The sequence below is a fragment of the Mycobacterium gastri genome (assembly GCF_002102175.1).
Taxonomy (GTDB): Bacteria; Actinomycetota; Actinomycetes; order Mycobacteriales; family Mycobacteriaceae; genus Mycobacterium; species Mycobacterium gastri.
Map to the genome: position 1 here is coordinate 66,852 of NZ_LQOX01000119.1, position 24,838 is coordinate 91,689.

At 65.8% G+C, this 24,838-nt stretch carries 21 protein-coding genes; 6 read left to right on the forward strand and 15 right to left on the reverse strand.

Annotated elements, in window-relative coordinates:
• Nucleotides 1-19 precede the first annotated feature (19 nt).
• Entirely contained in the window at nucleotides 20-787 is a 768-nt protein-coding gene (gene fabG1 / locus AWC07_RS17410) for a 3-oxoacyl-ACP reductase FabG1 (protein ID WP_036414847.1), read from the reverse strand.
• A gap of 147 nt (nucleotides 788-934) precedes the next feature.
• On the opposite strand from fabG1, the gene AWC07_RS17415 reads away from it, so the two are divergent.
• A complete protein-coding gene (locus AWC07_RS17415) occupies nucleotides 935-1,777 on the forward strand; it encodes a hypothetical protein (protein ID WP_036414878.1) in 843 nt (280 codons plus the stop codon).
• Nucleotides 1,778-1,832: 55 nt separating this feature from the next.
• Here the strand turns inward: AWC07_RS17415 and AWC07_RS17420 are convergent, their stop codons facing one another.
• The 6 genes from AWC07_RS17420 to AWC07_RS17445 all read right to left on the reverse strand — a co-directional run bounded on the left by AWC07_RS17420 (nucleotide 1,833) and on the right by AWC07_RS17445 (nucleotide 8,113).
• A complete protein-coding gene (locus AWC07_RS17420) occupies nucleotides 1,833-2,840 on the reverse strand; it encodes a VWA domain-containing protein (RefSeq protein ID WP_036414844.1) in 1,008 nt (335 codons plus the stop codon).
• 34 nt (nucleotides 2,841-2,874) lie between these two features.
• The gene (locus AWC07_RS17425; protein WP_036414842.1) at nucleotides 2,875-3,828 is read right to left on the reverse strand and encodes a DUF58 domain-containing protein; all 954 of its coding nucleotides are present in this window, start codon (nucleotides 3,826-3,828) and stop codon (nucleotides 2,875-2,877) included.
• The gene (moxR1, locus tag AWC07_RS17430; protein WP_036414836.1) at nucleotides 3,825-4,949 is read right to left on the reverse strand and encodes a chaperone MoxR1; all 1,125 of its coding nucleotides are present in this window, start codon (nucleotides 4,947-4,949) and stop codon (nucleotides 3,825-3,827) included. Before moxR1 ends, AWC07_RS17425 begins: the two co-directional genes overlap by 4 nt.
• A gap of 210 nt (nucleotides 4,950-5,159) precedes the next feature.
• Nucleotides 5,160-5,879, reverse strand: coding sequence for an NlpC/P60 family peptidoglycan endopeptidase RipB (gene ripB, locus AWC07_RS17435; protein WP_036414835.1), 720 nt, complete (start codon nucleotides 5,877-5,879; stop codon nucleotides 5,160-5,162).
• Between the two features lie 10 nt (nucleotides 5,880-5,889).
• Entirely contained in the window at nucleotides 5,890-7,305 is a 1,416-nt protein-coding gene (gene ripA, locus AWC07_RS17440; protein WP_036414834.1) for an NlpC/P60 family peptidoglycan endopeptidase RipA, read from the reverse strand.
• A gap of 229 nt (nucleotides 7,306-7,534) precedes the next feature.
• Nucleotides 7,535-8,113, reverse strand: coding sequence for an Rv1476 family membrane protein (locus AWC07_RS17445; protein ID WP_036414833.1), 579 nt, complete (start codon nucleotides 8,111-8,113; stop codon nucleotides 7,535-7,537).
• Nucleotides 8,114-8,455: 342 nt separating this feature from the next.
• Between AWC07_RS17445 and acnA the strand changes: the two genes are divergently transcribed.
• On the forward strand, nucleotides 8,456-11,287 hold the full coding sequence (acnA, locus tag AWC07_RS17450; protein WP_036414832.1) for an aconitate hydratase AcnA: 2,832 nt from the start codon (nucleotides 8,456-8,458) through the stop codon (nucleotides 11,285-11,287).
• 24 nt (nucleotides 11,288-11,311) lie between these two features.
• On the forward strand, nucleotides 11,312-11,875 hold the full coding sequence (locus AWC07_RS17455; RefSeq protein WP_036414819.1) for a TetR/AcrR family transcriptional regulator: 564 nt from the start codon (nucleotides 11,312-11,314) through the stop codon (nucleotides 11,873-11,875).
• Nucleotides 11,876-11,926: 51 nt separating this feature from the next.
• On the opposite strand, the gene AWC07_RS17460 is transcribed toward AWC07_RS17455, so the two are convergent.
• The 5 genes from AWC07_RS17460 to AWC07_RS17480 all read right to left on the reverse strand — a co-directional run bounded on the left by AWC07_RS17460 (nucleotide 11,927) and on the right by AWC07_RS17480 (nucleotide 17,206).
• Nucleotides 11,927-12,151, reverse strand: coding sequence for a helix-turn-helix domain-containing protein (locus AWC07_RS17460; protein ID WP_036414875.1), 225 nt, complete (start codon nucleotides 12,149-12,151; stop codon nucleotides 11,927-11,929).
• Nucleotides 12,152-12,229: 78 nt separating this feature from the next.
• Nucleotides 12,230-13,858 (reverse strand): ABC-F family ATP-binding cassette domain-containing protein, encoded by a 1,629-nt coding sequence (locus tag AWC07_RS17465; protein WP_036414818.1) that lies wholly within the window; start codon nucleotides 13,856-13,858, stop codon nucleotides 12,230-12,232.
• Nucleotides 13,859-13,882: 24 nt separating this feature from the next.
• Nucleotides 13,883-14,692, reverse strand: coding sequence for an enoyl-CoA hydratase (locus AWC07_RS17470; protein ID WP_036414817.1), 810 nt, complete (start codon nucleotides 14,690-14,692; stop codon nucleotides 13,883-13,885).
• Nucleotides 14,693-14,754: 62 nt separating this feature from the next.
• A complete protein-coding gene (trxA, locus tag AWC07_RS17475) occupies nucleotides 14,755-15,084 on the reverse strand; it encodes a thioredoxin (protein ID WP_036414816.1) in 330 nt (109 codons plus the stop codon).
• A 139-nt stretch (nucleotides 15,085-15,223) separates the two neighbouring features.
• The gene (locus AWC07_RS17480) at nucleotides 15,224-17,206 is read right to left on the reverse strand and encodes a heavy metal translocating P-type ATPase (protein ID WP_036414815.1); all 1,983 of its coding nucleotides are present in this window, start codon (nucleotides 17,204-17,206) and stop codon (nucleotides 15,224-15,226) included.
• Between the two features lie 341 nt (nucleotides 17,207-17,547).
• Here AWC07_RS17480 and AWC07_RS17485 point away from each other — a divergent pair, with 341 nt between their 5' ends.
• From AWC07_RS17485 to fmdA, 3 genes are all read left to right on the forward strand, one after another.
• Entirely contained in the window at nucleotides 17,548-18,648 is a 1,101-nt protein-coding gene (locus AWC07_RS17485; protein WP_036414814.1) for a PE family protein, read from the forward strand.
• A 134-nt stretch (nucleotides 18,649-18,782) separates the two neighbouring features.
• Complete coding sequence (locus tag AWC07_RS17490) at nucleotides 18,783-20,612, forward strand: acyl-CoA dehydrogenase (protein ID WP_036414874.1); 1,830 nt, start codon at nucleotides 18,783-18,785, stop codon at nucleotides 20,610-20,612.
• A gap of 454 nt (nucleotides 20,613-21,066) precedes the next feature.
• Nucleotides 21,067-22,326 (forward strand): formamidase, encoded by a 1,260-nt coding sequence (gene fmdA, locus AWC07_RS17500; RefSeq protein ID WP_036414813.1) that lies wholly within the window; start codon nucleotides 21,067-21,069, stop codon nucleotides 22,324-22,326.
• 440 nt (nucleotides 22,327-22,766) lie between these two features.
• Here fmdA and AWC07_RS17505 read toward each other — a convergent pair whose 3' ends face one another.
• Genes AWC07_RS17505 through AWC07_RS17515 form a run of 3 tightly spaced genes read right to left on the reverse strand, consistent with a single transcriptional unit; the run spans nucleotide 22,767 to nucleotide 24,836 of the window.
• Nucleotides 22,767-23,114, reverse strand: a complete 348-nt coding sequence (locus AWC07_RS17505; protein WP_036401045.1) for a metal-sulfur cluster assembly factor — start codon at nucleotides 23,112-23,114, stop codon at nucleotides 22,767-22,769.
• A complete protein-coding gene (gene sufU, locus AWC07_RS17510) occupies nucleotides 23,107-23,577 on the reverse strand; it encodes a Fe-S cluster assembly sulfur transfer protein SufU (protein ID WP_036414812.1) in 471 nt (156 codons plus the stop codon). Before sufU ends, AWC07_RS17505 begins: the two co-directional genes overlap by 8 nt.
• Nucleotides 23,574-24,836 (reverse strand): cysteine desulfurase, encoded by a 1,263-nt coding sequence (locus tag AWC07_RS17515; protein ID WP_036414799.1) that lies wholly within the window; start codon nucleotides 24,834-24,836, stop codon nucleotides 23,574-23,576. Before AWC07_RS17515 ends, sufU begins: the two co-directional genes overlap by 4 nt.
• Nucleotides 24,837-24,838: the final 2 nt, after the last annotated feature.

Consider the following 24,838-nt stretch of genomic DNA (forward strand, 5'->3'; position numbering starts at 1 on the left):
GTTTCGTCCCCTCTTGCTCTTAGTGGCCCATGCCCATGCCGCCGTCAACCGGGATGACGGCACCGGAGATGTAACTCGCGTCCTCCGACGCCAGGAAGCTGACCACCCCGGCGACCTCAGCAGCGGTGCCGACGCGCTGCGCCGGGATGAATTGCAGTGCCCCCTCCTGGATCCGCTCATCCAGCGCGCGGGTCATATCGGTGTCGATGTAACCCGGGGCGACCACATTCGCGGTCACGTTGACCTTTGACAGCTCTCGGGCGATCGAGCGGGCCATGCCGATCACACCGGCCTTGGAGGCTGCGTAGTTGGCCTGATTGCCGATGCCCCAGCTGCCGGAGACCGAACCGATATAGATCAGCCGGCCGAACTTCCGTCGCTGCATGCTGCGCGCTGCCCGCTGAGTCACCCGGAACGCCCCGGTGAGGTTCGCGTCGATGACCTTCTCGAACCTCTCCTCGGTCATCCGGATGAGGAACGCGTCCGCGGACACGCCCGCGTTGGACACCAGCACCTCGACCGGACCCTGGTGCTCCTCGACCTCTTTGAAGGCACGATCGACGGCGTCGCTGTCGGTGACGTCACACTCGACGGCGAACAGCCCCTCGGGCGCCCCGGATCCGCGGTGCGTCACGGCCACCTTGTGGCCGTCGGCGGCCAGCCGCTGTGCGATCGCCAGCCCGATCCCGCGGTTTCCGCCGGTGACCAAGACCGAACGGGATACGAAGGCGGGCTTGCCGCCGTCGGTGGCGGCCTCGCTTGTGGTGTCGGTGGCTGTGTCAGTCACCCCGTCAACCTAACGCCTTGTGGAGGCAACACCGAAATCGGCTCGTCGCATGTCGCGACAGTAACGCCACGGCGAAAAATCGGGCCAAATCTCGCCGTGGCGTTACGCTCGGCGGCCGGTGTCGGTGTGATCGAGCACACTTTCGCCGTGGCCGATCCGTTCTTGGGCACTGAAGCCCTCTCCTCGCACCAGTTGTCCCGCTATGAGCTGCGCAGTCGGTATATCGCGCTGCATCAAGACGTCTACATACCGAGAGACACCGAGCTGACGGCGGTGCTACGGGCAAAGGCGCTGTGGCTGCGCTCCCGGCGCCGGGGCATCCTGGCCGGCTTCTCCGCCGCGGCCCTGCATGGCGCCAAGTGGATCGATCCGGCCCGACCGGCCACGATCATCGACACCAACCGCCGGCCCGCCAAGGGCGTGCAGGTATGGGAAGAGCTCATCGGTGACGATGAAATCGGCGTTGTCGACGACATGCGCGTCACCACGCCGGCGCGCACCGCCCTGAACCTGGCATGCCGCTACCCGCTGGGCGTCGCGGTCGCTGCGATCGATGCCCTGGCGCAAGCTACGGAGTTGAAGCTCGTCGATGTCGAGGTACTTCTCGATCGCTATCGGGGCCGCCGAGGCGTCAGGGCGGCCCGAGCTGCCCTGGATTTTGTGGATGCCGGGGCGCAATCGCCCAAGGAAACGTGGCTGCGGCTACTGCTGGTTACCGCCGGCTTCCCGCGCCCGCAGACACAAATCGCCGTCCGCAACGAATGGGGTTGGGTAGAAGCCTATTTGGATATGGGCTGGGAAGACATCAAGGTCGCCGTCGAGTATGACGGCGACCAACATCGGTCCGACCGCCGTCAATATGTGAAGGACATCCGGCGCCTCGCCAAGCTGGAGCAGCGCTACGGGTGGATAGTGATCCGAGTGGTAGCCGAAGACCACCCCGAGGATGTCGTCCACCGGGTGCGCGAAGCACGAGCGCGCCGACTGTAACGCCACGGCGAAATCCGGCGCGATTTCTCGCCGTGGCGTTACGTTCGGCGTGACGTCAGGTCGGCAACCGACGGTTGATCAGCAACGCGGCCAGTCCGGCCAGCGCCAACACCAACGCCCCCAGCCGCAGCCAGCCCGTACTGGCGTCGCCCTTGATGGTCTCGTAGCCGATCTGCTGCTGCAGCGACGCGTATACCGCCTTCAGCTCGGCCAACGTCGCGGCGTTGTAGGCGTTCCCACCGGAGAGCTGGGCGACCTTCTTCATCGTCTCGTCGTCGACGGGCACCGGCTGGCGCTGGCCGTTGATCTCGACGAAGCCATATGGCGTGCCGAACGAGATCGTCGAGATCGGCACGCCCTGGTCCTTGGCGGTACGCGCGGCGGTATAGGCGCCCTTGGGGTTGTCCGGATTGGTCGGCATCGTCTCCTTGCCATCGGAGAACAGCACGATGCGCGCCGGCGGCGGCGTGTCCCCGCCACCGATCACCGCGCCGACGGTGGCGATGGCCTGCAAGGCGGTGAAGATCGCCTCCCCGGTGGCCGTGCGATCGGCGAATTGCAGCTTGTCCAACGCGTTCTTGGTCGCGTCACGGTTGGTCGTCGGCGACACCAGCACCGTCGCCGTGCCGGCGTAAGCGATCAGTCCGAGATTGATGCCGGGGGTGAGCTCGTCGGCGAACTGCTTGGCGGCCTCCTGTGCGGCGCCCATGCGGTTGGGTTCGACGTCGGTCGCGCGCATCGACTGCGACACGTCGATCACCAGCATCACGACCGCCCGGTTGCGCGGAATCCGGACGTCATGCGTCGGCCCGGCCATCGCGGTGGTCAACAGCACCAGCGACAACGCCAACAGGATCGTCGGAACATGCCGCCAGCGGGAGGGCCGTTTGGGGGCCACGCTCTCCAGCAACTCCATGTTGGCGAACCGCAGCATCCTCTTCTGGCGCGCCAGTTGCAGCACGATGTAGAGCGCCATCAGCCCGACAACGACAAAGAGGAACAAGAAGAACCAGGAGTGTTCGAAGCCGGACAGTGTCATCGGACCGAGCAACGGCAGTGTCATATCAGACCCGTCATAAAAGATGCGAGCAGGTGTGTCACTGAGCCCCCGCCATGGCACCACGTCGCCGGGAGGCGACGAAGCGGACGATGTCGGCCAGCCAGTCGCGGTCGGTGCGAAGCGTCAGCACCGGTGCGCCGCAACCGCGGAGGGTCCGGGCCACCTCGGCGCGATGCGCCGCTGCGGCCCGGGCGAAATCGTTCTGCAGCTGTGTGTCGATGGTGAATTCGCGGGTGACGCCGGTTTCGGCGTCCTGCAGGATTACGTCGCCGATATCGGGCAGCTCGACATCGCGTGGATCGAGCACCTCCATGGCCAGCACCTCGTGGCGGGCCGCGATCGCCCGCAGCGGCCGCATCCAGTTGATCGGGCCCAGGAAGTCGCTGATGATCACCGCCATTCCCCGGCGACGTTCCGGCCGGCGCAGCGCGTCGATGGCCACCGCCAGGTCGCCGCGCACCCCGGCCGGCGCCTTGGGCATGGTCGCGACGGTGCGCAACATGGTGTGCTGATGCTGGCGGCCGGTACGGGCCGGGACCCGAGTCATCGTGGCGCCGTTGGCAATCAACGCACCGATCCGGTTGCCGCCCCCACTGTTGAGGAAGGTGATCGCGGCGGCGGCCGCCACCGCGAGGTCACGTTTCTCGCAGACGGCGGTACCGAAGTCCAGGCTGGCCGACATGTCCACCACGAGCCAGGTCTCCAGTTCCCGGTCGGCGATCATCTGGCGCACATGCGGGTGGGTGGTCCGGGCGGTGACCGCCCAATCCATCCGGCGCACGTCATCGCCCGGCTGGTAGAGACGCGACTCCCCCGGCTCCGTGCCCGGCCCCGGGATCAAGCCGAGGTGATCGCCGTGCAAGACACCGTCCAGCTTGTGCTTGACGGCCAACTCCAGGGTGCGCAGCGCCGCCGACAGCTTCGGGTCATCGATGTCGCCCCGCAGCAACGACGGCGGATGGACGACCGCCGGCGCCTTGCTTTCGGTCACCGGCCGCTAGCCGCGGCCGCCGCCTGCATCACCGGCGGAACCGAATGGCCTTGTTGCGGAACGGCATTCACTTGCGGCAGCGGGACCGTCTGAAGCACCCGGTTGATAATGACCTCCGGGGTGATCTCGTCGGCCAGCGCATCATAGGTGAGCACCAACCGGTGCCGCAGCACGTCGGGAATGACTTCGATGACGTCCTGCGGGATCACATAGTCGCGACCACGCACCAGCGCCAGTGAGCGGGCGGCGGCGATGATGCCCAATGAGGCTCGCGGAGATGCTCCGAACGCGATCCAGCTCTTGACGTCGTTCATCCCCAGCTGCTCGGGTGCCCGAGTTGCGAAGACGACCCGGACCACATAGTCGACCAGCGCGTGGTGGACGAAGTTGTTGGCCGCTATGCCCTGTAGCCGCACCAGGTCGCCGGTATCCAGGATCTGCTTGGGCTGCGGCGGGGTGACGCCCATCCGGTAGATGATCTCGCGCTCTTCCTCTGCCGAGGGATAGCCGACGTGAATCTTGAACAGGAACCGGTCGCGCTGCGCCTCGGGCAACGGGTAGACACCTTCGTGCTCGATCGGGTTCTGGGTCGCCATCACCAGGAACGGATTGGGCAGCGCGAAGGTCTTGCCGCCGATGGAGACGTGACGTTCCTGCATCACCTCCAGCAGCGCCGATTGGACCTTGGCCGGAGCTCGGTTGATCTCGTCGGCGAGCAGGAAGTTGACCACCACCGGACCAAGCTCGGTGTCGAATTCCTCCTTGCCCTGCCGATAGATGCGGGTGCCGATGATGTCGGTGGGCACCAGATCGGGGGTGAACTGGATACGTGCGAAGCTCCCGCCGACCACCCGCGCGAATGTCTCCACCGCCAGCGTCTTGGCCACGCCGGGCACGCCTTCGAGCAATACGTGGCCCTTGGAGAGCAGGCCGACCAGCATCCGCTCCACCAACTGGTCTTGGCCCACGATGATCCGCTTGACCTCGAAGATGGCCCGCTCAAGCGTGTGCACCTCGGCGGCCAGCCCGTCAGAACCACCAGGACCGCCCGGCGGCGCCTCATGGGCCGGCGCGCCGGAATGCCCGCCCGGACCCGGGTAACCGCCACCTGCTGCTGTCATCGACAACCCTCCACCGCTCGATCAGACACGACTGCTGACACCAACCAACGTCGCGGGGCAGCGACGTGCCCGCGTTCAACTATTCCAGGCGCCGTGGATTCCGTCGACGCCGCGGTTCCTGCCCGGCCACCCTAGACCGTCCGGGCGGGACGCAACCGTGCGGGGGAAGCCGGACGAGACGCCCCGGACAGTTGCCTGAGCCGCACCGGCTCAGTATTCGATGATCCTGGTCACGAACGGTGTCATGCCGGCCTTACGTACCTGGCTCACGGTGACTTTGCCGGCAAGGCTGGACGCCTCCAGCATCTGACCGTTGCCCAGGTACATCGTGACGTGCTGGCTACCGCCCGGGCCGTAGAAGATCAGGTCGCCGCGTCTGGCCTCATTGGGCGGGATGTGGCGGCCCGCGTTGTACTGGTCACCGGAAAACCGCGGGATCAGCACGCCCACGCCGGCGAACGCGTAGCGCATCAACCCCGAGCAGTCGAAGCCGACGGTCCCGGCGCCGGAGTCCACGCCCTTACTCGGGCCCTCCAAAGTGCCGCCGCCCCAGGAATAGGGGACGCCCATCTGCGATCCGGCCCGGCGGATCACGTACTCGATGGCCTGCCGGCCGTTGGCACGCGGAATCCGGCTGGGGCTGGTGTTGGCGGCACCTGGGGCAGGACTGCCGCCGAGGTTGATGCCCAGCCCGCCCAGAAACTGTCGCCCCAAGTCGAGGGTGGTCTGGGTGGCCTGGGCGGTGGCCTGAAGCGACGCGTTGGCGACGGCGAGAGCATCCCCGGGTGCGCCCGCGCTGGCGGTTGCCGGCAAAGTCGGATCCCACTGACCGGGATCGGCGTCGGCCGGCGCCGCTACAGCAACCAGGAACCCGGTCACCATCGCGGTGATCCAGGCTAGGTTGATCAGGCGAAATCGCTTGTGCCGCATAAATCCCCGTTCACCACTCGATGTAGCGCACCACGAAGGGCGTCATCCCGCTGGTGCGCACGGGCGCAACCCGGACCTTCAGGCCGATGTCGGGCGCCTCGAGCATCTGACCGTCGCCCAGGTAGATCGTCACGTGCTGGCTGCCGCCGGGACCGTAGAAGATGACGTCGCCGCGACGCATCTGGGAAGTCGGGATCTTGCGACCCAGGTTGTATTGCGAACCCGAGTAGTGCGGCAGCTTGATGCCAACCCCGGCGAACGAATACAAGACCAGACCGGAACAGTCGAAGCCGGTAATGCCGGCCCCGGAGTCGATGCCTTTACTGGGGCCGGCGGCATTGCCGCCACCCCAGGAATACGGCACCCCGATCTGAGACATGCCACGACGGATCACATACTCGCTGGCCTGCCGTCCGTAGACCCGCGGAATCCGGCCGGCATGCGTCGAACCCGCCGGGGCGTTGGTGATACCGGTGTCGGTGGGCTTGAGGATGCCCAGCTGCTGCAGGAAGTTTCGTCCCATCTGAGCGGTGACCTGTGCCGAGGTAGCCGAGTAGCCCAATACCTGGTTGACCACCGCGATCGGGTCGCCCGGGATGTTGGCGCTGGGAATCTGCGGCAACGAGGGATCCCACCCGTCCCACCGGCGGCCGCCGCCGGGTCCCGCGCCCGGGTCCCACATCTCGCCGGGCAGACCCTGCCCGCCGGCCGAGGACCAGGCGACCAGCCTGGCCGCCTGCAGCCTGGCCTGCGCCTCGTCTCGTTCTGCGGCCAGGCGGTTGACCTCCTCGCGCTGTTGGCCGAACTTGCGCTGGGTGTCGGTGAGGGCGGCCACCGCCGCGTCCTGGCTGGTCCTGGCATCGGCAGCGGCCTTGTCGGCCTTCTGCTTGGCCAGCCGGGCCGCTGATTCCTTGTTCACTTGTTCGGTCCGGGCCCGCTGCAGGTTGGCCATCACCGTCTGGGTGCTGGCGGTCATCGCCCGCGCCGCGGTCGCCGCGGCGATGATGTCGTCGGGGCTCTTGGCGGTCAGGTAGCTGTCGGACGGGCCATTCATATAGGTGGCCGCCGCGAACGTGTCGAATCGGTGTTGCGCTGCCGAGATCGCCGCGTTGGCGTCCTTGACGGCCTGCTGGCTGATCTCGAGCTCATGTTCGGCAGCGGTGGCCTCGTCACGAGCGGTCTCCACGGCGACCATCGCTTTGTTGACGCTCTCCTGCTCCATCTCCACGGCGGCGCTGAGGTCCTCCAGCCGCTGATTGGCCTTGGCGACCTCGGCGATCAGTGCGGCGATGGGGTCAGTGCCGGGAGCGGCGGGCGCCAGTCCGGGAGTCGATACCAGCAAGAGCACACTCAAGACCGGCGGAATGGCCGGCCGCACCCACCGCGCTGCCGATCGTGAAGCAGAGCCACCTCGGGGCCGTCTCATCGACTTTGGTCTCCTATGGCTCAAACCGGATGGACGGAGTCAGCGCCGAAAGCGCTAATGGCATCACAATCATCATTTGCACCGTACGTCACACCTGACGCTAAAGAAACGTATGTCACAAAGTGCACCCTGGACGTGCAATTAATGTGACCGAACGGTGATGTGAAGCGTTTGCCGCCAACCAGACGCACGGCCGGCGCACTACCCTCGGCCGAGGCTCACATGCTGGCTAGATGCCCTGGCCGGCTTGATCCAATGTCCCGTCGGCGCTGTCACCCAAGGTTGCTGACTGCCGGGTGCGCAGTTGCATGAACCGGGTTCCGACGGCCGTGACAAGCACCGCAATCAGCAAAAAAATGGTCAACCCCGCCCAGGGAAACTCCGGCGTGTCCAGCTCGTGCAAGAAATTCTGCGCGGATTGCACTGGGTTACCGGTTTTGGAATGGTCCTCCCCCGCCTCCAGCGTGACCCGCGGGTACTGCGTGCTGTAGCTGCCGACATAGCTGGGGCTGAGCACCAACACCGTCGCGTCCTTGTAGTCGGCGCCCACGACGGTCGCGATATCCCGCAACGGAGTGTCATTGGGCGGGTTGTGGTCCAGCAGGACGATCTTGAGGTTGATGCCCTCGTCGTGAGCGTGGTTGACCACCTCGAGCAATCCCGGCACGGCCGCCGGTGGCGCGCTGACGCCAACCGCGGCGACTTGTGCCTTGACCGCCGTCATGTCGACATCCTGTGGAATGTAGGCCGGCAGGAACGGGATCGTCTGGGGTAACGGCAGCTGGCCTCCGGTGTCGTGCCCGGTCATGGTGTCGCTCCTCTCACACGTCCCGCGGTGCTACAGGAACCGTACGCGTCGAGGATGCGTCGGCGGCGTTCAGTGTGCCCGTAGGGACGGCAATTTCGCGAAGTATCCGCACTGGCGACGCGCTCGAAGCCAGCGGAGCGCCGTCGTCACTGCGGGCCGCGTCGTCGGTATCCCGGCCAGTCGAATCAGCGAGGGGCTTTTCAACTCGCGCCCGGCACGACGAGACTGAAGGGCACGGGTACCAACCGCAATGCAGGACAAACGTACTGTTAAAGTAGCTGCGCCTGTGAAGCACCGTCGACACGGCCCGTCGGCGGCAGAACTGAATCCTCGGGAGTTGATGTGACCAGCAAAGAGTCTGTGAACTCGTTCGGAGCCCGCGACACACTCAAGGTCGGCGACCGGAGTTATCAGATCTATCGCCTCGACGCCGTTCCGAACACCGAAAGACTTCCCTACAGCCTCAAGGTCCTCGCCGAGAACCTGCTGCGTAACGAAGACGGCAGCAACATCACCAAGGATCACATCGAGGCCATCGCGAACTGGGTCCCCGAAGCCGAGCCCAGCGTCGAAATCCAGTACACGCCCGCCCGGGTCGTCATGCAGGACTTCACCGGCGTGCCCTGCATCGTCGACTTGGCCACCATGCGGGAGGCCATCGCCGACCTGGGCGGCAAGCCCGACAAGGTCAATCCGCTGGCGCCGGCGGACCTGGTGATCGACCACTCGGTGATCGCCGACCTGTTCGGGCGGGCCGACGCGTTCGAGCGCAACGTCGAGATCGAATACCAGCGCAACGGTGAGCGCTATCAGTTCTTGCGTTGGGGCCAGGGCGCTTTCCGTGACTTCAAGGTGGTGCCGCCGGGCACCGGCATCGTGCACCAGGTGAACATCGAATACCTGGCCAGTGTCGTGATGGCCCGCGACGGGGTGGCTTACCCCGACACCTGTGTGGGCACCGACTCGCACACAACGATGGTCAACGGCCTGGGCGTGCTGGGCTGGGGTGTGGGTGGTATCGAAGCAGAGGCGGCGATGCTGGGTCAGCCGGTGTCGATGCTGATCCCGCGAGTGGTCGGCTTCAAGCTGACCGGTGAGATCCAGCCCGGCGTCACGGCCACCGACGTCGTGCTGACCGTGACCGAGATGCTGCGCAAGCACGGCGTGGTGGGCAAGTTCGTCGAGTTCTACGGCGAGGGCGTCGCCGAGGTGCCGCTGGCCAACCGCGCCACACTGGGCAACATGAGTCCCGAATTCGGTTCTACCGCAGCAATTTTCCCGATCGACGAAGAGACCATCAGCTACCTGCGGTTCACCGGCCGCAACGAGGAACAGCTGGCGCTGGTCGAGGCCTACGCCAAAGAACAGGGCATGTGGCACGACCCGAAGCACGAGCCCGCGTACTCGGAATACATCGAGCTCGACCTCTCCGACGTGGTTCCGTCGATCGCCGGACCCAAGCGCCCGCAGGACCGAATCGTGTTGGCGCAAGCGAAGTCCCAGTTCCGCAAGGACATTCACAACTACGTCGAGGAGCATCAGCCGGCCGTGCACACCAAGCTCGACGAGGTTGTCGAGGAGACTTTCCCGGCCAGCGACCCGGGGCAGCTGTCGTTTGCCGACGACGACGCCGCCGTCATGCAGTCAGCGGCCGTGGGTGCCGAAGGCCGCCCGAGCAACCCGGTGACGGTGAAATCCGACGAACTGGGCGAATTCGTGCTCGACCACGGCGCGGTGGTGATCGCCGCGGTTACCTCGTGCACCAACACCTCCAACCCGGAGGTGATGCTCGGCGCGGCCCTGCTGGCCCGCAACGCCGTCGAAAAGGGGCTGACCGCCAAGCCCTGGGTGAAGACCACCATGGCGCCGGGCTCCCAAGTGGTCAGCGACTACTACGACAAGGCCGGGCTGTGGCCGTATCTGGAGAAGCTCGGCTTCTATCTGGTCGGCTACGGGTGCACCACGTGTATCGGCAACTCGGGCCCACTGCCCGACGAGATCTCGAAGGCCATCAACGACAACGACCTTTCGGTGGCGGCCGTGCTGTCGGGCAATCGCAACTTCGAAGGCCGCATCAACCCCGACGTGAAGATGAACTACCTCGCCTCACCACCGTTGGTGGTTGCCTACGCGTTGGCCGGCACCATGGACTTCGACTTCGAGTCGCAGCCGTTGGGCACCGACAACGACGGCAACGACGTCTACTTGAAAGACATCTGGCCGTCGCAGAAAGACGTCTCCGACACCATCGCGTCGGCGATCAACCAGGAGATGTTCACCAAGAACTACGCCGACGTGTTCAAGGGTGACCAGCGCTGGCGTAACCTACCGACCCCGAGCGGCAATACCTTTGAGTGGGACCAGGATTCGACCTACGTCCGCAAGCCGCCGTATTTCGAGGGAATGTCGGCCGAACCGGAGCCGGTGGGCAACATCACCGGCGCCCGGGTGCTTGCGCTGCTCGGTGACTCGGTGACCACCGACCACATCTCCCCCGCCGGCAGCATCAAACCGGGCACCCCCGCCGCGCAATACCTCGACGAGCACGGTGTGGAGCGCAAGGACTACAACTCCTTCGGCTCGCGGCGCGGCAACCACGAGGTGATGATCCGCGGCACGTTCGCCAACATCCGGCTTCGCAACCTGTTGCTGGACGACGTGTCCGGCGGTTACACCCGCGACTTCACCCAAGACCCCCAAAATGGAAAGGCCCCGCAGGCATTCATCTACGACGCGGCGCAAAACTATGCGGCACAAAACATTCCGCTGGTGGTGCTCGGCGGTAAAGAGTATGGTTCCGGCTCCTCACGCGACTGGGCGGCCAAGGGCACGCTGCTGCTGGGCGTGCGGGCAGTGATCGCCGAGTCGTTCGAACGCATTCACCGCTCCAACCTGATCGGCATGGGGGTGATTCCGCTGCAATTCCCCGAGGGGGAGTCCGCTTCGTCAATGGGACTGGACGGCACCGAGGTCTTCGACATCACCGGGATCGAGGCGCTCAACGACGGCAAGACGCCGAAAACGGTGCATGTCAAGGCCAGCAAGGATGCCGGCGGTGACGCCGCAGTCGAGTTCGACGCGGTGGTACGCATCGACACACCCGGCGAGGCCGACTACTACCGCAACGGCGGCATCCTGCAGTACGTGCTGCGCAACATGCTCAAATCGGGTTAACGCCAGGCGACCCCAGCCCTGGCCATGCCGAAAGTCAGCGAGGACCACCTGGCGGCTCGCCGCCGCCAGATCCTCGACGGCGCACGCCGCTGCTTTGCCGAATACGGCTACGACAAAGCCACCGTCCGGCGTCTGGAACAGGCGATCGGTATGTCGCGCGGTGCCATCTTCCACCACTTCCGGGACAAGGACGCGCTGTTTTTCGCGCTGGCGCACGAGGACGCCGAGCGCATGGCCGATGTCGCTTCGCGCGAAGGCCTCATCCAGGTGATGCGTGACATGCTCGCCGCGCCCGAACAGTTCGACTGGCTGGCCACCCGGCTGGAGATCGCGCGCAAGCTACGCAATGACCCGGCGTTCAACCGCGGCTGGGCAGAGCGCTCCCTGGAACTGGCCGCCGCGACCACCGATCGACTGCGCCGGCAGAAGCAAGCCAAAAGGGTGCGCGACGACGTTGCCAGTGACGTGTTGCAGTGCTACCTGGATCTGGTCCTCGACGGATTGGTGGCCAGGCTGGCCTCCGGCGAAGACCCGCAGCGGCTCTCCGCCGTACTGGACCTGGTGGAAAACTCAGTGCGCCGCCGCTGATTTGGGCCGTGCGCGTCACGCCACGGCGAAAATCCGAATCTCGCCGTGGTGTTACGCTCGGGCCGGCCGGGCGCGATGATTTGGTCCGCCGCGGCTGCGCATCGTGGTACCGGATTCGAGCAGCATGCTGTGAACGGATCCGTACGATCGCCCAACGCTGGCCGCCAAGTTGCGGATGCTGGCTCCGCCCTCATAAGCGTTGCGCAACTCGTGCAACAACTGATCGCGCGTCTTCTTCGACTTCCGCTGGGTTCTCACCGGCTGCCTCCCACGCATGATCACGATCCCCGGGTTCCAGGGTAGGAACCGGCCGGCGATAGCGGGACCGCTTTGGCTGAAAACGCTTGCGATTTCTCAGGCCAGCTCGATGAGGTCCCGATACTCCTCGGACCAATAGTCCTCGGTGCCGTCGGGCAACAGCACGACCCGTTGCGGGTCGAGCGCCTCGGCGGCACCGGGGTCGTGGGTCACCAACACCACCGCGCCGCGATAGCTGCGCAGCGCGTCAAGGACCTGTTCACGCGAGGCGGGATCGAGGTTGTTGGTCGGTTCGTCGAGCAGCAGCACGTTCGCCGTGGAGGCCACCAGTCCGGCCAGCGCGAGGCGCGTCTTTTCGCCGCCGGACAGTGTGCCGGCCGGTTGCTCGAGCTGCGGGCCGCTGAACATGAACGCGCCCAACAGGCCGCGCAACTCCTGGTCACCGGTTTCCGGTGCGGCGTGCCGAACGTTCTGCCAGACGGTCGCATCGTTGTCCAGCGTGTCGTGCTCCTGCGCAAAATAGCCGATGCGCACACCATGTCCGGGCTCAAGCGCCCCGGTGTCGGGTGTCTCGACACCAGCCAGCAGTCGCAGCAGCGTGGTCTTGCCGGCGCCGTTGAGTCCGAGCACGACAACGCGCGAGCCCCGGTCGATGGCCAGGTCGACACCGCTGAACACTTCCAGCGATCCGTAGCTCTTACTGAGCCCCTTGGCCACCAGCGGAATGCGGCCGCAGGCGGCCGGGGTGGGAAACTTGATCCGGGCCACCTTGTCGGCTACCCGTTCCTCGTCGAGTGCGGCCATCATCCGATCGGCGCGACGCAACATGTTCTGTGCCGCAACGGCTTTGGTGGCCTTGGCGCCCAGCTTGGCGGCTTGGGTTCGCAGCGCGGCGGCCTTGCGTTCGGCATTGGCGCGTTCCCGGCGACGACGCTGCTCGTCGGTGGCCCGGGCATCGAGATATTTCTGCCAGCCCATGTTGTAGACGTCCATCTCGCCGCGCACCGCATCCAAGAACCACACCCGGTTGACCACATCGGCGATCAGGTCGACGTTGTGGCTGATCATCACCAGCCCGCCGGTGTGTGACCGCAGGAAATCCCGCAGCCAGCCAATCGAATCCGCGTCGAGGTGGTTGGTCGGCTCGTCGAGCAGCAGCGTGGTCCCCGAGCCCGCGCCGCTGTCGGAGGCGGCGAACAGAATCCGCGCCAGCTCGACCCGGCGGCGCTGGCCTCCGGACAGGGTACGCAGCTGTTGGGTCAGCACCCGTTCGGGCAAGCCGAGACTCGCGCAGATCCGGCCCGCCTCGCTTTCGGCGCCGTAGCCGCCCAGTGCGACGAAGCGCTCCTCGAGCTGACCGTAGCGGCGGATCGCGCGGTCGCGCGCGTCATCGTCGGCGACCTCGGCCATCAACGCCTGCTGCTTCTCCAGATCGGTGAGCAGCACGTCGAGCCCACGAGCCGACAGCACCCGGTCCCGAGCCAGCACGTCAAGGTCTCCCTCTTTGGGATCCTGTGGCAGATAGCCTATTTCGCCGTTACGGCTGACCGATCCGGCATACGGTTCGCTCTCCCCGGCCAGGATGCGCAGCGTCGTGGTCTTGCCCGCGCCGTTGCGGCCCACCAACCCGATGCGGTCGCCCGGCTGCACGCGCAGGTCCGGACCCTCGGGCGAGAGCAGGATGCGCGCACCAGCTCGGACCTCGAGGTCCGTCGCCGTGATCACAATCGCTCTCCTTGGTGGTGCTGGTCATTTGTCGTCGGTGAACACCGGCGGCCGTTTCTCGGCGCGTGCGGCAACGGCCTCTTCGAAATTGGCCGTGAGCAGCCGCACAAAAAGTTGGCCCAAGCCCTCGGCCTGCATGTGCCCTTCCAGGCTGGCGGCGTCTAGTCCACTCCATAACGTACGTTTGGTCAACTCGATTCCCGGCCGCGAGAAGGACGCCATCCGTGCCGCGATCGCATAACAGGTGTCCAGCAGCTGGGCGTCGGGCACCCGGCAGGACACCAGTCCGATGCGCTCGGCTTCCTCCGCGCTGACGTCGCGTCCGGTCAGCATGATCTCGAAGGCACGCGAGGATCCGATGGCCCTGGGCAACAGGTAGCTCAGCCCCAGTTCGCTGGCCGTCAGCCCGTTGTTGATGCCGGCGGCCCGGAAATAAGCGCTGGTGGAGGCCACCCGGATGTCCGCGGCCAGCGCTAGGCACAGACCCCCGCCGATGGCCGGGCCGTTGACCGCGGCGATCACCGGTTGGTGCAACCGGCGCAGCTTCAGGATGACCTCGTCGAGGAGCTCCATCGTCCGCAGCGCATAGGTCGGCCGGGTCAGGCCCTCGACGTTCGGCACCGCACCCGCGGACTTGTGATCCGCACCGGAGGAGAACCCGCGCCCCGCCCCGGTCAGCACCACCACCCGAACCGAATTGTCGTAACTCACCGTCTCCAGGACCTCTTTGAGCGGCACCATGACGTCGAAAGCCATGGAGTTCATCCGCTCCGGCCGGTTGAGGGTGATCAGCGCAACATCTGGGCGCGGGTGTTCCAACAGGACCAAACTCACCCGTGCACGGTATCGCGGACGGCAGTACGCCCGGCTGTCACCGCCGCCGGATTAGTGACGGTCTAGGCGACTTCATAGGCCTTGAGCTGCTGTACCAGGTCTTCTAGGGCTGCCGGGGGCAGCGCCCCGGGCTGGTTGAACAGCAGTTGGCCCTTCTTGAATGCCATCAGCGTGGGAATCGACCGGATCTGGGCCGCCGCTGCCAATTCTTGCTCTTCTTCGGTGTTGACCTTGGCGTAGACCACGTCCGGGTGTTTCTCCGAGGACGCCTGGAACGTCGGGGCGAACGCGCGACATGGGCCGCACCAGGAGGCCCAGAAATCGACAAGCACCATGTCGTTGTCGTTGACGGTTTCGTTGAACTGCGCAGCAGTGAGGTCTTTGGTTGCCATGACTGCCCTAACGCCTCGGCCAGGCGACTTTGTTCCAGGAGGTCTACAGCAGGCCGCGCTGCCGTGACGGCGAGACTCCAGGCCTGGCGGGTCCGGCGACGTAGAGCGTACGTCGAGCGCGGCCAGAATCGCTGCGGGTTCAGGCCGTTGGCGCGCCCATCGACGCCGCCGCATGCCAGGACCGGTTGGTCAGCAGGCGCATGCCGTTGAGGGCGACCAGCACCGTGGATCCTTCATGACCGGCCACACCCAACGGTAACGGCAAGTGCCCCAACAGGTCCCACAACACCAGGACGCTGATGAAACTGCCTGCGATGATCAGGTTGACGGTCACCACGTGGCGGGCCTGCCTGGCGAGCCCGATGATCGTCGGGATGACCTGCAGCTCATCACGAACCGTGACGCCGTCGGCCGTCTGCAAGGTCAGGTCGGCGCCCGCGCCCATCGCGACGGACGTACGCGCCGCGGCCATTGCGGGAGCATCGTTGACACCGTCGCCGACGACGAGCACCCGGTGACCGCTGGCTTGCAGATCGCGAACCGCCTCGACCTTCTGCTCGGGCAACAGCGCGGCCCGCACATCGCTGATCCCGGCGCGCCCGGCCGCCCACCGGGCCGCGCACCCGTTGTCCCCGGTCAGCAGGACAGGCGGCGCCGACGTCAGTGCGGTCAAGCACGCGACGGACTCCGCGGCATCGGGGCGCACCTGGTCGGTGAGCCCCAGCACACCGACGGCGACGCCGTTGAGCATCACGATGGCAGCCGTGGCACCGGCGTCGAGGATCGGCGCGAGCTCGGGCAGCGGCACACCCCGGTAGCTCTGCGGACTGCACACCTCGACGAAATCGCGACCCACGGTGGCTCGCACTCCGCGGCCGGGCAGGGCACGGAAATCCTCGGCCGCGGGGATGGCGATACCGCGCCGGCGAACTTCCTCGACAATGGCCCTGCCCAACGGGTGCTCACTGGATTGCTCTGCGACAGCAGCCAATTGGAGCAACCTTCGCAGACCTACCACGTCCGGCCGTAGCGGCTCGATGGTGGTCAATTGCGGTGTGCCACAGGTCAATGTGCCGGTCTTATCCAAGGCTACGATGCTGGTGTCGGCCAGATGTTCCACGACCACAGCCGATTTGACCAGAACTCCGTGCCGACCGGCATTCGCGATCGCCGAAAGTAGCGGCGGCATGGTTGCCAGCACCACCGCGCACGGCGAAGCCACGATCATAAATGTCATGGCGCGCAATAGAACTGGTTGCAGAGGCGCGCCCAGCATCAACGGGATGCCGATCAGCGCGAGGGTCGCCGCCACCATGGCCACGGAGTACCGCTGCTCGATCTTTTCAATGAACAACTGGGTTTTGGCTTTGGTGGCCGACGCCTCGGCGACAAGCTCGACGATGCGGGCCACCACTGTCTGCGACGGGTCCCGGGTGACCAGCAGCTGCAACACCCCGGACCCGTTGACCGTGCCCGCGAACACCTCGTCACCGCGGCCCTTGGCCACCGGGATGGACTCGCCGGTGATCGAGCATTGATCGACTTCGGAGCAGCCCGACAGCACGGCGCCGTCGGCGGGTATGCGCTCGCCCGGCCGCACCAGCACCCGGTCACCGATGACCAGCTCGCCGGCCGCAACCAGCCGCTCGCGGCCGTCGCCATCGACGACGACGGCCTGCTCCGGGGCGAGGTCCAGTAACCCCTTGACCGAATCGGCGGTGTGTTTGGTGGCCACGTCGTCCAGGGCGCCCGACGTCGCAAAAATCACGATCAGCAGGGCACCATCGAAGATCTGCCCGATTGCGACCGCTCCGATCGCCGCCACCACCATCAGCAGGTCTACGTCCAGTGCCTTGTTCCAAAGCGCTTGCGCCCCAGCCCATGCCGAGCCCCAGCCACCGGCGAGATAACAGGCCAAATACAGGGTCCACCACACGGGATGCAGTGCACCGTTCAGCTGGGCGACCAGCCCGGCAAGAAACAAGGCCAGCGCGAATGCGGCCCAGCGGACCGACATCACCGACCACAACGCCGCACGCCAACTCAGCGGCCGCGCGACAGCGACGGGAATGTGGTCGAAAGAAACCTCGGAGGTGCACGCTTCAACAGCGGTCAAGGTCATTCCGGCGGCCTCACAGAGGGGTGGGAGTTCGTCAGGATGAACCGAGTCTAGGGACACGGCGATCGTCGAGTATCTCGATTGCATTGCGGTATGCGATTGAATTGGTCACTGGCACAAGGTAAGCGGTGTCTGCCGTTACCGGCGCCGGCGCTGCCGTGGGCGGCAGCGCCGGGCGTGCACGCAACCCCGGCTACTGCCGTGGCGGGTATTGCGCAGGCGATTGAAATTTGCATCTGCGCAGAAAAATTCATGTCATGAAATTGCTCGTGGAATGGCCAATCACAGCTGCCGAATCGCGATAGGATTCGTCAGTCGCTGACGCTTCACTGTGGAGGTGCGGGATGTCGTTCGTGGTCACTAATACGGAGTATGTGTCGGGGGCGGCCGGGAATCTGGCGCGCATCGGTTCGGTGATCAGCGAGGCCAACTCGGCGGCCGCGGCCCAGACCACCGCCGTGGCGGCCGCGGGCGCAGACGAGGTGTCGGCCGCCATCGCGGCGTTCTTCCAAGCGCACGGCCTGAGCTATCAGACGCTCAGCGCGCAGGCAGCGGCGTTCCATGACCAATTCGTGCAGAACCTGTTCGGCGGCGCGCAGGCCTACGCCAGTGCTGAGGCCGCCGCGGCGAACCCGTTGCAGCCGCTGCTCGACGCGATCAACGCGCCCGCCCGGGCGCTACTCGGGCGTCCGCTGATCGGTGACGGCGTCGACGGCGGGCCCGGCAAGGCCGGTGAGGACGGCGGAATCTTGTTCGGCAACGGCGGTAGAGGCGGAGATGGAGTGGCTGGGCAGGCCGGCGGTCGGGGCGGCTCCGCGGGCCTGGTCGGTTTCGGCGGCGCCGGCGGCGTCGGCGACGCGGGCGCCAACGGCGGCGCCGGCGGCACCGGTGGGCTGTTCTTCGGCAACGGCGGTGCCGGCGGCAACAGCGGCGGCGGCGGCGGTGCGGGCGGTGTCGGCGGCTCCGCCTTACTGTTTGGACATGGCGGCGCCGGCGGTATCAGCCCCAACGGCGCGGGGGCCGGCGGCGCCGGCGGCAACGGCGGTGTGCTGTACGGAAACGGCGGTGGTGGCGGCAGTAGCTTCCTCGGCGGCGGCGGCAATGGTGGCAGGGCCTTCCTGCTCGGCGACGGCGGCACCGGCGGGGACGCTCTCTCCGCCGGGACCGGCGGGGCCGGCGGCGGCGGCGGGTTCTTTGTCGGCAACGGCGGTGCCGGCGGCAACGGCTTTAGCAACGCCAGCGGCGGGCTCGGCGGCCAGGCGGGGTTGATCGGCAACGGCGGGGGCGGCGGCAATGGCGGAGCGTTTCCGCCCGGCAACGGCGGCAACGGCGGCAACGCGCTGCTGATCGGCAACGGCGGCAACGGCGGCAATAGCACCGCCGGCACCCCCGGCACCGGCGGCCTGCGCGGGCTGCTGTTCGGCCAAAACGGCGCGAACGGCTAGCTTCGTACTAGGAGGAGCGGCAGGTCAGCGCACCGTGCCGGTGGTTACGGTTGCGTACGTTTTCCTCACTCGGGGAAACTGGGCCGGATCAAAACCCGGCCAAGGATCGAGCCGCCGAAGTGAAGGGAACCGCATTGGGCCACTACATCGCCAACGTCCGCGATCTCGAATTCAACCTCTTCGAGGTCCTCGATGTGGGCGCCGTCCTCGGCACCGGGCCTTATAGCGAACTCGACGCCGACACGGTGCGCACCATCCTGGCCGAGGCGGCCCGCTTGGCCGAAGGTCCGGTCGCCGAGACCTTCGCCTACGCCGACCGCAACCCGCCGGTGTTCGACCCGGCCACCCACTCCATCAGCGTGCCCGACGAGTTGGTCAAGACGGTGCAAGCGATCAAAGACGCCGAGTGGTGGCGCCTGGGTTTGGCCGAGGAGATCGGCGGCATGCCCGCGCCCGCGCCGCTGGTCTGGGCTGTCAACGAAATGATTTACTGTGCCAACCCTTCTGCGGCCTTCTACAACCTGGGCCCGACGCTGTCCCAGTCCCTGTACGTCGAGGGCAACGAGCAGCAACGGCAGTGGGCGGCGATGGGTGTCGAACGCGGTTGGCAGGCCACCATGGTGCTCACCGAACCCGACGCGGGCTCCGATGTGGGTGCCGGCCGGACCAAGGCCGTCGAACAACCCGACGGCACCTGGCACATCGAGGGCGTCAAGCGGTTCATCTCCGGCGGCGACGTAGGCAACACGGCCGAGAACATCTTCCACCTGGTGCTGGCCCGACCAGAGAGCGCCGGTCCGGGGACCAAAGGATTGAGCCTGTTCTATGTGCCCAATTACCTGTTCGATCCGGACACCGGTGAACTCGGCCCCCGCAACGGCGTCTACGTCACCGGCCTGGAACACAAGATGGGCCTGAAGTCCTCTCCCACGTGCGAGTTGACCTTCGGCGCCACCGACGTGCCCGCGGTCGGCTACCTGGTCGGCGGGGTGCACAACGGGATCGCGCAGATGTTCACCGTGATCGAGCACGCCCGCATGACGATCGGCGTCAAATCCACGGGCACGCTGTCCACCGGTTACCTCAACGCGCTCGCCTACGCCAAAGAACGGGTGCAGGGCGCGGATCTGACGCAGATGACCGACAAGACCGCGCCTCGCGTCACGATCATGCGCCACCCCGACATTCGCCGCAGCCTGATGACCCAGAAGGCCTACGCCGAGGGCCTGCGGGCGCTGTATCTCTATGCCGCCGCGCACCAGGATAACGCTGTGGCGCAACATGTTTCGGGCGCCGACCCAGACATGGCGCACCGCGTGGACGATCTGCTGCTGCCAGTCGTCAAAGGGGTCGGCTCAGAACGGGCCTACGAGGTCCTGACCGAGTCGTTGCAGACCCTCGGCGGCTCCGGCTTTTTGACGGACTACCCCATCGAGCAATACATCCGCGACGCGAAAATCGATTCGCTCTATGAGGGCACCACCGCCATCCAGGCACTGGACTTCTTCTTCCGCAAGATCGTGCGCGACCACGGCCAGGCGCTGCAGTTTGTGACAGCTCAGATAACGCGGACCATCGACAACATCGACGAAGCGCTGAAACCGCAAGCCGCGCTGCTGCAGACCGCGCTCGACGAGGTCACCGCAATGACGGGCGCGCTGACCACCTACCTGATGTCCGCCGCGCAGCACCCGACCGACATCTACAAGGTCGGGCTCGCGTCGGTGCGATACCTGCTGGCCGTCGGCGACCTGATCATCGGCTGGCGGCTGTTGGTGCAAGCCGGTGTCGCCCATGCGGCGTTGGCCAACGGACCTTCCAAGGACGACGAGGCGTTCTATCGAGGCAAGGTCGCGGTTTCGGGTTTCTTCGCCAAGAACATACTGCCCAAGCTGTCCGGACTTCGGGCCGTCATCGAATCCGTCGACGACGAGATCATGCGCATGCCTGAAGCTGCCTTCTGACGCGTCGTCGGCGTCGAAGCCGGCGTGCTATGGCCGGGGCAGTGCGCGGTGCAGTGGGTTCATAGTGATGTTGGAGCTGCTACGTCGGGCAGGAGGCAGGGCGCCGACCACTTGCGGCGAGTCAGCGGTGGCCCGGGTGCGGTCATGGAGTCGCATCGCGGCGGTGCGACCGACACCGACCATAGGCGCAGTGGGAATTCTTCTGGCCACGCGAGCGCACTGCGGGCAGTCTGCGCTGTCGGGCACTGAGGCCATCGGATGCCGCTCGACAAATTTCGGACAGCCCTGCGCGCAGCGGAATACGTAGGTCGGCACCCCGCCGACTATAAATCGTTGGCGGCGACGGGTAGGCCGCTGCCGGCGTTGTCGTGGGCGGTTTGCAGAAGATCATCAGCGCCATCACAGTTACCGGCCATGTTGGGCTGCAAGGGTCGGCATGTGCGGCGAGTGACACGTGCCTGAATTACTGTTCCCGTTGGATTCGGCCAAGAAATTCCATGAGCAACAGATAATCGGCCACAATCGCTGGCATCCTGATATCCCCCCGGCTGTCACCGTCAAGCGCGGTGCCCCGTTCCGCGCGTACTGCCGGGAATGGTTTGACGGCGCCATACACAACGACGATTCGGCCAACGACATCCTCAACGCTCCCCTGCAGAATGTGCACTGCCTGTCCGGGCCGTTCGCGGTCGACGGCGCCGAACCGGGTGACCTGCTGATCGTGGACATCCTGGACCTCGGTCCCATCCCGCAGGAGGACTCGGGCCCGCTTGCCGGACAGGGCTGGGGCTATACCGGGATATTCGCCAAACGCAACGGCGGCGGCTTTCTCACCGATCAATTTCCCGACGCCTATAAGGCGATCTGGGACTTCGCCGGACAAACCGCGACCTCGCGACACATTCCCGGCGTCAAGTACACCGGCATCGTGCACCCGGGTCTCATGGGAACGGCCCCGTCCGCGCAGCTGTTGGCGACCTGGAACAAGCGCGAGGGGGCGCTCATCGCGACCGATCCCAACCGGGTACCGCCACTTGCGCTGCCACCCGAACCCGACGGCGCCATTCTGGGTGCGCTGACCGGCGACGAGTTCAACCGCGTCGCGGCCGAGGCCGCCCGCACCGCTCCGCCCCGCGAGAACGGCGGCAACCAGGACATCAAGAATCTCACCAAAGGTAGCCGGGTGTTTTATCCCGTGTTCGTGCCCGGCGCCAACTTGTCGTTCGGCGATCTGCACTTTTCTCAGGGTGACGGCGAGATCACCTTCTGTGGGGCCATCGAAATGGGTGGTTTCATCGACGTCCATGTGGACGTGATCAAAGGAGGCATGCAGACCTACGGCGTCCATGAAAACGCCATCTTCGTCCCGGGCAATACCGACCCGCAGTATTCGGAGTGGATCGCTTTCTCGGGCACGTCGGTGACCTTGGACGGCGAACAGAAATATCTCGATTCTGATTTGGCCTACAAGCGCGCCTGCCTCCATGCGATCGACTACCTGACAAAGTTCGGGTATAGCCCCGAGCAGGCCTATCTGCTACTCGGATCGGCCCCTATCGAGGGACGCTTGTCCGGAGTGGTCGATATTCCCAATTCGTGTGCCACCGTGTACATCCCGACTGCGATCTTTGACTTCCCGGTGACGCCCTCAGCATCTGGACCGCATCGGATCGACCCCGGCATGGGGGCGCCGCGGGCCAGCTTCACCGGTTGACCACGCCCCGGTGTGGGAGATGGAAATTGCACGCTGGTGCGGTTGGGTCGCCCGGCTGACGGCGCCGACTGTGCGCTGACGGCGCCGACTGTGCCGTCAGGGCGACCGATCGTGGCGGTTCGCGCCCTACATACACAGCCAAAGCCGCCACCGCACACCCGACACCGCGGCAAGACAGCCGACTCGGTGAGCACGTGAGACATCCCCCGAACGCCCGCCGTCACATGAGGGTTGAGCGAAGGTGCGGCGGTATCGGCGTGCCGAAAATAGAGCAAAGTGCGCGCGGGCAGCCACGGCCGCGCGCGAGGACATCGTTGACCTGCAGCATTCGTGGTCACCATGAATTTCCGAGTGAGGTGGACACGAGGGGCACCCTAGCCTCCGGGTGACGCGTGTGACTGATGTAACCAGTCCCCGCCTTGCCCGTCAGCAAAAGGAAGTCAGACGGTGAAGCCGAGCGCGCGCAGTTGCTCGCGGCCGTCGTCGGTGATCTTGTCCGGACCCCACGGCGGGTTCCACACCCAATTGATCCGTATCTCGTCGACCAGACCGCTGCCGACCAGTGCGCTGCGCGACTGATCCTCGATGACATCGGTGAGCGGGCAGGCCGCCGAGGTCAAGGTCATGTCGATCAGCGCGACGGTTCCTTCGTCGCCGTCGGCCACGTCCAGCCCGTAGACCAGGCCCAGGTCGACGACGTTGATCCCCAACTCCGGGTCGACGACGTCACGCATCGCCTCCTCGAGATCGGCGAGCAATTCTTCGTTGGGAGCGGCGGTTTCACTCATTGCTGACCTCCTCCAGGGCATGACTGGCCTGAGCCAGCGCATCTTTGCAAGCCATCCATCCGAGCAGCGCGCATTTCACCCGTGCGGGGTATTTCGCCACGCCGGCGAACGCAATCCCGTCTCCGAGAACGTCCTCGTCACCCTGCACCGTCCCACGCGAGGAAACCATCTCGGTGAACGCGTCGATGATCTGCAACGCTTCCGGCAGGCTGCGGCCGATCACTTGTTGGGTGAGCACCGACGTCGACGCTTGGGAGATCGAACAACCTTGGCCGTCGTAGGAGACGTCGGTGACCGTCATACCGTCGCCGGACAACGCGACCCGCAGCGTGACCTCGTCGCCGCAGACGGGGTTGACATGGTAGACCTGCGCTCCGAACGGTTCCCGCAGCCCGCGGTGCTGCGGGTGTTTGTAATGATCCAGGATCACGTCCTGATACATCTGCTCTAGTCGCAACGTCAGGCTCTCCCAAAGAACTTCAGGGATCGTCGCACCCCGGCCAGCAGCCGGTCGACTTCGTCGAGCGTGTTGTACACCGCGAAGGATGCTCGCGCGGTGGCGGCCACGCCGAACCGCCGGTGCAGCGGCATGGCGCAGTGATGTCCAACCCGCACGGCCACACCTTCGTCGTCGAGAATCTGGCCGACGTCGTGGGCGTGCACCCCGTCGACAACGAATGCGACTGGGGAGCCGCGGTTTTCCATCGATGTGGGCCCGATGATACGAACACCGTCGATACCGGACAGGCCATCGATGGTCGCGGCGACCAGTTCACGTTCGTGAGCCTCGACGGCGTCCATGCCGATAGCGCCCAGATAGCTTGCAGCGGCAGCTAATCCGACCACCTGAGAGGTCATCGGGGTGCCGGCCTCGAAGCGTTGCGGCGACGGCGCATAGGTGGACGCTTCCATGGTCACCGTCTCGATCATCGAACCGCCGGTGAGAAATGGGGGCATGGCGTCCAGCAACTCGCGACGGCCATATAGCACGCCGACTCCGTTGGGGCCTAACATTTTATGCCCCGAGAAGGCGGCGAAGTCGACGTCCAGCGCGTGGAAATCCACCGGCTGGTGTGGCACCGACTGGCAGGCGTCCAGCACGGTGAGTGCGCCGACTTCTCTCGCCCGGGAGACAAATTCGGTCACCGGTGCCAGAGCGCCGGTCACGTTGGAATGATGGCTGAAGGCAACGACTTTGACGCGCTCGTCGAGCTGTAGCGAGTCCAAATCGATGCGGCCGTCGTCGGTCACGCCGTACCAGCGCAACGTCGCGCCGGTGCGCCGGGCCAGCTCCTGCCATGGGACGAGGTTCGCGTGGTGCTCGAGTTCCGTAGTGACGATGACGTCTCCGGGTCCGACGGCACGGTTGAACCGCTTGTCGCCCAACACATATGACACCAAATTGAGCGCCTCGGTGGCGTTCTTGGTGAATACCAATTCGTCGGCTGATCCGGATGACGCACCGACGAACGCCGCGATGGCGGCCCGGCCCTGCTCGTAGGCGTCGGTGGCCTCTTCCATCAGCTGGTGCGCACCACGGTGCACCGCGCCGTTGGAGGTGATGAGAAACTCCCGTTCGGCGTCGAGTACTTGCAGCGGCCGCTGCGACGTCGCGCCGGAATCCAGGTACGCCAATTGATTTCCGCCCCGCATGACGCGCTGCAGGATCGGGAAATCGGCACGGATCGCCGCGAGATCCATTGGCGTCGCGGAGATGGTCATGC